The 8,406-nt window shown below is 72.3% G+C and carries 6 protein-coding genes; 2 read left to right on the top strand and 4 right to left on the bottom strand.

Features of this window, described 5'->3' with window-relative positions:
* Positions 1-442 precede the first annotated feature (442 nt).
* Together I0C86_RS11235 and I0C86_RS11230 are read left to right on the top strand one after the other, a co-directional pair.
* The gene (locus tag I0C86_RS11235) at positions 443-823 is read left to right on the top strand and encodes a PPOX class F420-dependent oxidoreductase (RefSeq protein ID WP_196201164.1); all 381 of its coding nucleotides are present in this window, start codon (positions 443-445) and stop codon (positions 821-823) included.
* A gap of 139 nt (positions 824-962) precedes the next feature.
* A complete protein-coding gene (locus I0C86_RS11230; protein ID WP_196201163.1) occupies positions 963-1,460 on the top strand; it encodes a DinB family protein in 498 nt (165 codons plus the stop codon).
* 68 nt (positions 1,461-1,528) lie between these two features.
* On the opposite strand, the gene I0C86_RS11225 is transcribed toward I0C86_RS11230, so the two are convergent.
* The 4 genes from I0C86_RS11225 to I0C86_RS11210 all read right to left on the bottom strand — a co-directional run bounded on the left by I0C86_RS11225 (position 1,529) and on the right by I0C86_RS11210 (position 8,376).
* The gene (locus I0C86_RS11225; RefSeq protein WP_230393969.1) at positions 1,529-3,553 is read right to left on the bottom strand and encodes an elongation factor G; all 2,025 of its coding nucleotides are present in this window, start codon (positions 3,551-3,553) and stop codon (positions 1,529-1,531) included.
* Between the two features lie 223 nt (positions 3,554-3,776).
* Positions 3,777-4,754 (bottom strand): NAD-dependent epimerase/dehydratase family protein, encoded by a 978-nt coding sequence (locus tag I0C86_RS11220; RefSeq protein WP_196201162.1) that lies wholly within the window; start codon positions 4,752-4,754, stop codon positions 3,777-3,779.
* Entirely contained in the window at positions 4,751-7,357 is a 2,607-nt protein-coding gene (locus tag I0C86_RS11215; protein WP_323373586.1) for an alpha/beta fold hydrolase, read from the bottom strand. Before I0C86_RS11215 ends, I0C86_RS11220 begins: the two co-directional genes overlap by 4 nt.
* Entirely contained in the window at positions 7,354-8,376 is a 1,023-nt protein-coding gene (locus I0C86_RS11210; protein WP_196201161.1) for a 3-oxoacyl-ACP synthase III, read from the bottom strand. Before I0C86_RS11210 ends, I0C86_RS11215 begins: the two co-directional genes overlap by 4 nt.
* Positions 8,377-8,406 lie beyond the last annotated feature (30 nt).

Genomic DNA, 8,406 nt, shown 5'->3' with positions numbered 1-8,406 from the left:
GTAGCGCGTCGCCGGACGCCGCGCGGGGCGCCACAGCCCCGGCCGGCGCGGCCGACGCGCTACCGGCCCAGGCCGCGCCGAGCGCGGTGACCGCGACGAGCGCGAAGAACAACCGGACCAGCCTGAGCCGGTGGATGTGGAGCGGCATCGGGTTCCTCCCGAGGTGGACGAGCGGCGCGGACGCGACCGCACCGGCAGCCTCACCGAACCCACTGGACACCGACTGGACCGCCGCTGAACGCCCACGGCGGCCCCGCGCGGCGAATGCGCCGAGGGTTCCGTCCACTATGCCGAAACACGGCCGCACCGCCCTCGCCGGATGGCAGCGGCATCCTGGCCGGGTCGAAGGCCCGGCCTCCCACGCCGCGTCCGAGGGTGCCCTGGCCGAAGGCTCATCGACAGACTTCCCGTCGATCGACTCGTACGTCGATAGGCTCGGCCCATGACCGTCGTCGAGGAGATCGGCCGCAGCAGGTACGTCAGCCTCACCACCTACCGCCGGGACGGCACCGGGGTTCCCACGCCGGTCTGGCACGTGCTCGACGGCGGTGAACTGTTCGTCGTGTCCGAGGCCGCGGCGTGGAAGGTCAAGCGGATCCGCAACAACAGCCATGTCGCGGTCACGGTCTGCAATATCCGTGGCACGATCGCGCCGGGTGCGCCGAGCGCTCAGGGCACCGCCCGCCTGCTCGACGAGGCGGAAACGGCCGTCGCGCGGCGGCTCCTGGCCCGGAAGTACCTGCTGTCCCGGGTCGGCAACTGGCTCGCCAGGAGTCTGCGGCTGCGGCGTCCCCCGGTGATCGGTATCGCCGTGCGGTTCTGAGCCGCCTCGGCGCCTCGAACCCGCCGCTCCACCCGCGCCGGACCGTGTCGTCGCGCCAGCACGCCATGCCCCCGGTATCGCCCGGATCTGCCGAGGTGTCGTGGTTGATCCTGGGCAACGGTCTTGGAATGCTCTCCGGATGTCCTCACTTCCGGCGACATTCGCCGAAAACGTCATCGGCCAGCCGGCCCGGGCCCAGTTCGAGGCGTTCCTCGACGAGCATCGCAATGCGCTCAACGGCTGCCTGGACGGGCTGACCGAGGAGCAGGCACGCCGATCGCTGGTGCCGTCCCGAACCACACTGCTGGGTCTGGTGAAACACGCGACCTTCGTCGAGAAGGTCTGGTTCGACGAGGCGATCACCTGCCGCCCACGGGCCGAGATCGGCATCCCCGCGACGCCGGACGACTCGTTCGTCCTCGACGACGACGACACCATCGGCACCGTCCGGGACGCGCACCGCGAAGCATGCGAGGCCGCACGCCGCGCGGCGGCGTCGCTGGGCCTGGACGACCTGGTCCACGGCAACCGGCGCGGCCCGCTCCCGCTGCGCTGGGTGTACCTGCACATGCTGCGCGAACTTGCCCAGCACTGCGGGCACGCGGACATCCTGCGTGAACAACTGCTGAGCGAATGACACCCCCTGCGGGGTACGGGGTGCCGCCGGTGGGGAGCGCGCCGGTGACCGGTGCGCCGATCGGCGGCTCACTCCCGGGCTCCCTGCCGGGTGAGGGACAGCAGGTACCTCTCCCGGTTGCGCGGGTCCACCGTCGTCCGCGGCCGGGTGGTGAACTCGCCCCGGACCGGCCGGTAACCGTCGAGGGTGGCCTCGAGAACACCCTCGCCCCCGGTCAGCCCCGGCAGTCGGCGTTGCAGGTCCGGCACCCGGGCCGCCGGCGCGACGACCTCGATGGTGGTCAGGTCGCCCCGTAGCGACTGGTGCCTCACCGCCGCGCCGAGCCGACCCAGGGCCGTGAGCACGGCGCTGATCGCCCACACCGGGATTTCGAGGCTCACCCGGAGCATCGGCTCGCAGACCACGGTTCCGGCCTGCTCGACGGCCCGCATCAGCACCAACGGCGTCAGGTCACGGAAGTCGGCAGGCGTGCTGAGCGGGCCGCGCCTCGACGGCGGACCGTCGGGCACACTGTAGCTACAGTCGATCATCGTCACGACGCAGTCGGTGACCTGCCACCCGAACCGGCCCTCGCACAGCGTCCGGCGTACGTACTGGGCCATGTGATCCGTGAAGGTGTCGGCGTTCCGGTAGACGTACATCGGCATCGACTGCGGGGCGACCCCCACCCGGAACTCGATCCCCGAGTCCTGCGGACCCGGCTCGACCCGGAGGCCGATCGTGGCCCGGAACGGATTGGACCCGGTGTTGAGAACCTCGACAGCCTCGCCTCGGCCGACCGGGCGCTCGACACAGATGATCGTCGTCTCGCGGAACGTGACGTCGATGCCGAACTCCGTCGCCAACGTCGCCCCGATGACCTCTTTCTGCACCTCACCGTAGAGCGAGACGGAGATCTCCCGGCCGGTGTCGTCGGCCCGGACGTTTATCAGCGGATCCTGCTCGGCCAGCCGGGCCAGCGCGCCACGCAGCGCGCCGTCGTTCTCCGGTCGCACGGGTGCGACCACGGTCTCCATCGTCGGCGGTGCGAAGTGCCACTGGCCGCCGGACGGCGGCGGCCGACCGATGGTGTCGCCGATCCGCACCCCGCTCAGGCCCCAGAGCCGGCCGATCTCACCCGCGACGAGGTGGGGGCGCCGGACCCACCCGCCGCGCTCCGGAACGCTGATGCCGGTGGCCTTCGCCTCGGCCTCGCCGCCCGTGGTGGTCTCGACGGGCAGCCGTTGCCGGATCTGCACCGTGCCGGCGAACATCCGGACGTAGGCGATCTTCTCGCCGGCCGGTCCACGATCGATCTTGAAAATTCGGCCCGAGACAGTGCCCTCCGGATCGCCGGCTTCGGCGGGCAACAGTTCGGCGAGGCCGGTCATCAGCGCGGCCACGCCCTCTCCGGTGATCGCCGAGCCGAGAAAGACGGGGTGCACCGACGAGCGGCGGGTCTGTGCCGCGAGTTCCCCGCGCAGCCGTCCGTCCGTGACCGCCGACTCGTTCTCGACGTACGCGGCCAGCAGCGAGTCGTTCCGCTCGGCGAGTGCTTCGGTCAGCCCTGTCCGGAAGGTCGGATCGTCGAACCCGTAGGGCCTGAACCGCGCGTCACGGGCGCCGGGTTCGTCGGCCGTACCCATGGGAATGATCGCGGCCGTCAGGCGTCCCCTGATCGCGTCGAGCACTCGCCCGGGATCGGCGCCACCGCGGTCGATCTTGTTGACGAACAGCAGCGTCGGCACCCGCAGCCGCCGTAACGCGCGCATCAGGACGCGGGTCTGCGGCTGGACTCCCTCAACGGCCGAGATCACCAGGACGGCGCCGTCGAGCAGGCTCAACACCCGCTCCACCTCGGCTATGAAGTCCGGATGCCCCGGTGTGTCGATCAGGTTTACCGTCGTACCGGCGATCTCGAACGACACGACGGCCGACTTGATGGTGATTCCACGCTGACGCTCCAGCGCCAGCGTGTCGGTCCGGGTCGTACCGGCATCGACGGTGCCGACCGTGTCGATGACCCCGGCCGCGTACAGCAGCCGTTCGGTCAGTGTCGTCTTACCGGCGTCGACATGCGCCAGGATCCCTAGGTTCAGCGTCTTCCGCGGCAACCGCCACACCCCTCGAAGAAATCGACGTTTCCTGTTCGATGGAGGGAAGTGCGGCTCGCATGTCGTCTCCTTGTTCGATCGACGGCTGAACTCTCTGGCCCGAGTCAACCACGACCGGGATGTCCGGACGACCGAGTTAATCCCGACGGACCGGAGGGTGGTGCCTGGTCGACGCGGCGACCACGACGATCGGGATCGGCGGAGAGGGGGGCGTCCCGGGCGGCTACGAGGCCCGGTACGCGGCGGCCAGCCGGGCGAAGCCCTCGTCCAGGGACACCGTCGGCGACCAGCGCAGCGCCTCCCGGGTCGTGCGCTGATCGAACCAGTGCGCCGTGGACAACTGCTCGGCCAGGAAGCGGGTCATCGGCGGTTCTTCCGTGCGCCCGAGCGAGGACCACAGACGCTCCACGACGCTGCCTCCGGCCTTCGCCACGGCCACCGGCACCCGGAGCCTCGGTGGCGTCACCCCGGCAGCCGCGCAGATCCGGTCGACCAGCTCGGCAACCATCCGTGGCTCGCCGTTGCTGACCACAAAGGCCCGCCCGTGTACGTCGATCTCGGCGGCCCGGTCGAGCGCGGCGACGATCGCCTCGGCGGCGTTGCCGACGTACGTGGTGTCGATCAGGGCGGTACCCCTGCCGACCAGTGCGAGCCGACCGGACCGGGCCCGCTCGACGATCCGGGCCACCAGCTGGGTGTCCCCCGGTCCCCAGACCAGATGGGGGCGGACCGCGACGGCGGCGAAGCCGGCCGAGTCGGCGGCCAACGCGAGCAGCTCGGCCGAGGCCTTGCTGCGGGCGTAGTTGCCCCGGGCCCGGTCCGGGTCGGCGGGGTCGGCACCGACGCCGACCAGGCCGGCGCCGTGGTGGGCGACCGACGGCGAGGAGACCTGGACGAAACGCGTCACGCCGGCGTCCCGGGCGGCGTCCAGCAGCGTGGCCGTGCCGCCGATGTTGATCCGCTGGAACTGCGACCACGGACCGGTCATCGACACCTTCGCGGCCAGGTGGACCACCGCGTCGACGCCGTCGACGGCCACGGACACGGCCGCCGGGTCGGTGATGTCGCCGCGCTGCTCCTCGACACCGGGCAGGGAGGCGGGCCGGCGCTGCAGCACCCGGACCCGGTCGCCCCGCAGCGTCAACGCGGTCGCGACGGCGCCGCCGAGCATACCGCTGGCGCCGGTGACGAGGATCTTCACAATCCTCCGGGCCTTCCGCCCCCGAGCACCCGTTCCGCCCATCGACCCAGCCGGCTACGGTCGATCTTCGAGTTGTGCCGGATATCGGTGGGCAGTGTCGGAACGACCAGCACGGCCGCGACCGGCAACCCGGTCACCGCGCGCACCGCGTCGGCCAGTTTCGGCTCTGCCGGCCCGGCCCGGCGTACCGGGGGCCGGGTCTCGGCGACGACCACGAGTTGCATCACACCGCGCGGGCCCACCCCGACTGCGGCGGCCCGGCCGATCTGCGGCAACGACTCCACATCCTGCTCGATCCCGACCGGGGTGAGCACCCCGTCCGGCGTGGTCAGTACGTGGGCCAGCCGACCCTGTACCCACAGCCGCCCGTCCGGATCCAGGTAACCGACGTCTCCGGTGCGGTGCCAGCCCGGATTGCGGGAGCTGGTCCGCTCGGTGAGCCAGAGGGCGTCGTAGCGGTCCTTGACGTGCCCGGCCCTGACCATGATCTCCCCGGTCACCCCGGTCACCCCGGCCGCGCTGCCCGGCTGCTCGGCCGGCGTACCCGTCGGGTCCAGCGCGGCGATCGCCACCTCCACCCCGGGCACTGGGCGGCCGACACACACCCCGTCACCCCGCCCGGCCTTCACGATCTCGTCGAGGGTGACGTCGGTGACCGGCAGTACCTCGGTCATCCCGTACGGGGTGTGTGGCTGCGCCCCGGGCATCAGCGCCTGGGCCTGGGCGAGCAGCACGGCGGGCACCGGTGCGCCGGCACTGAGCAGCAGCTCGACGTTTGCCAGCGCGGCGCGCTGCCGGTCGTCCAGGGCGTTGCCGGTCTCGACCACGTTGCGCAGTGCCGCCGGTGCGGCGAACACCGCCGACGCGTCCACCGCGACCGCCGCTTCGGCGAGGGCGGCGGCGGTCAACGTCCGTGGCGCCGTCAGCTTCATGTCCGGGATCGCCGACGTGGCGCCGAGCGCGGGCCCGAACAGGGCGAACGGCGCGAATGCCGCCACGATCCCCGCCTTCGGGTCGAGCCCGAGAGCGGAGAGCGCGTCCCGCATCGCGGCGAGCTGCCGGTGGGTGTAGACCGCGCCCTTCGCCGGGCCGGTGGAGCCGGAGGTGAACAGCACCGCCGCGTCGTCGTCCGGTCCGGGGGCGGGGGGCAGCTCCGGGCTGCCCGCGCCGATCCGGGCGAGCCGGCCCAGCGTCGTCACGCCGAGCATCGCCGCGCCGGCTCCGGCTCCGAATCGCCGCCCCGGCCATCGCAGCGCCCGGGCGACGGCGAGTCCCCGGCCGACAGCGAGCAGATGTGCGGGGTCGGCGGCGCGCAGTGCCCGGTTCATGCCGGCCAGTCCCAGCCCCGGGTCGGCCACGACGATGACCGCGCCGATACGCAGGCAGGCGTACACGGCGGCGGTCAGGTCGGCGCCGGGCGGTACGAGCAGCGCCACCCGATCGCCACGACGCACCCCGGAGGCGGACAGCCCCGCCGCGATCTCGCGGATCCGCCGCCACAGCAGCGCCCAGCTGACCTGCCGGCCGCCCTGGGCCAGCTCGACCAGCGCGACCGAGCGGTCCTCGGCACGTTCGGCCAGCGCCGCCCACAGTGGACGCCACGGCACGGCGGGCTCCGGCGACGGCGACCGGACCGGGTTCGGGGTCGGCCGGTCCAGGTCGGCCAGCCACCGTACTACCGCACCGGCGACGTCGGCGTCCTCGGCGAGCAGGTGACCCGCCCCCTCGAACCGGTGCAGCTTCGCCTGCGGCAACCGGCCGCGCAGGTCGCGCAGGTGCGCGGCGCCGAAGACCGGATCACGCGGTCCCCACAGCAGCAGGGCCGGAATCTCCGCCAGCCTGTCCAGGCCCTGTGCGACCTCGGTCAGCGCCGACCAGCTCGGATGCTCCGGGGTCAGCGGGATGTCCTCGACGAACCCGCCGATCGCCGCCCGCCGCCGCGGGGTCCGGTACGGGGCGAGATAGCCGTTGCGGACCGACTCCGGCAGCGGCGGATTCGCCAGTGCGAGGGTGGCCCGCAGGAACGCCTGCGTCGACACGGTCGCCGCCGGCAGGATGCCCGGCAGCCGGGCCAGCCTGATCAGCGTGGGTGCCGGCGATCCGGCCGGTTGGTGTACCGCCGTGTTGGTCAGCACCACGCCGCGTAGCTGGTCGGCGTGGCGCAGGGCCCAGCCCAGCGAGATGACGCCACCCCAGTCGTGCCCGACCGTGACCACGGGTCCGGTCAGGCCCAGCGCGTCGGTGACCGTGCCGAGGTCGGCGATCCGCTGCGCCAGCGGGCGTACCGTGCCGGTGCGCTCCGAGAAGCCCATGTCCAGGTGGTCCACGGCGACCACCCGCCAGGGCGGTGCGTCGGGCTGACTGAATCGGGCCAGCAGATGCCGCCACAGGTACGCCCAGGTGGGATTGCCGTGCACGCACAGCAGCGTGCCGGCGTATCCGCTCGGGCCAGCGGTGTCCGGGGCGCCGGTGTCCGTACCTGCCGTGTCCAGGACGTGCCAGGTGCGCTCCACGCCCTCGCTGTCCACCGCGGTAACCAGCCGGGACCAGGCGGGGTCCAGACCGGGCAGCTCGGCCGGAACCATGCTCCGGTCGCCGCTCACCACACGATCTCCAGGGCGCAGGTGTTCAGGCCGGAGCCGACCCCCATGCACAGCACCCGGTCGCCGGAGCTGAGTGAGCCCGAGTGGTGCGCCAGGGTCAGCGGCAACGACGCCGGGCCGACGTTGCCCAGCATCGGAAACGTCGCCGGGACCCGACGCGGGTCGAGGCCGAGCCGGTCGACGACGCCCCGGGTGTGGGCGACGGAGACCTGGTGCATCACGTACAGGTCCATGTCCTGCCAGTCCCAGGGTCCGACGTGTGCCCAGGTCGCCTCGGCCAGTTCCAGGCCCGCGTCGAGGAGGCCCTTGGCGTCGGTACGCATCCTCGTACTGTCTCCGACGCACAGCTCGTGGTGCTGGGTGGCGGCCCGGCTCACCCCGCCGACCAGTCGGTGGCCCTCGGTGTGCGTGTCCGCGGCGGCCAGCACCATGGCGGCCGCGCCGGAGCCGAGAGTCAACGTGGCGAACTGGTCCTTGACGTCCCTGCGGGTGGCGTCCGGACGGCGCAGCCGGTCGATCGTCGCCTGCTGCGCCTCCCGGGAACACTCGCCCGCCACGACCAGCGCATAGCGGATCTGTCCGGCATCGATCATGTTCGCGGCGACCTGGATCCCGTTGACGAACCCGAGGCAGGCGTTGGCGATGTCGAAGTTCAACGCCGACTGCGGCAGCTCCAGCGCGTGGTGGATGGCCACCGCCGTCGAGGGTTCCAGATGCGCCCGGGACACCGACGTGTTGATCAGCAGCCCCACCTCGCGCGCGTCGACACCGGCCTCCGACAACGCCTTCGCCCCGGCCATCGCGGCCGCGTCGGCGAAGCCGAAGCCCTCCGGCCACCAACGCCGCTCCTCGACCCCGGCGATCCGCTGGAGCATCCCCCGGCGCAACCGCAGGCGTTCGAGTGTGTCGCTCAGCTCCTCGTCGATCTGGTCAGAGGTCACGACGACCGGCGCCTCCAGAGCCGCCACCGACAGCACCACCGTGTTGGTGTAGCGATAGGCAGCATTGCCGTCCGTCATCCAGCCTCCGTCCTTCGCGCCGAGTCCCGG

Origin of the sequence: Plantactinospora alkalitolerans (genome assembly GCF_015690345.1) — a bacterium.
Lineage (GTDB): Bacteria > Actinomycetota > Actinomycetes > Mycobacteriales > Micromonosporaceae > Plantactinospora > Plantactinospora alkalitolerans.
This window is presented reverse-complemented; position numbering and strand designations above follow the sequence as displayed.

Coding starts and splice junctions, on each gene's coding strand:
- I0C86_RS11235 (WP_196201164.1), top strand. CDS start 443: ATGACCGTCGTCGAGGAGATCGGCCGCAGCAGGTACGTCAGCCTCACC.
- I0C86_RS11230 (WP_196201163.1), top strand. CDS start 963: ATGTCCTCACTTCCGGCGACATTCGCCGAAAACGTCATCGGCCAGCCG.
- I0C86_RS11210 (WP_196201161.1), bottom strand. CDS start 8,376: ATGACGGACGGCAATGCTGCCTATCGCTACACCAACACGGTGGTGCTG.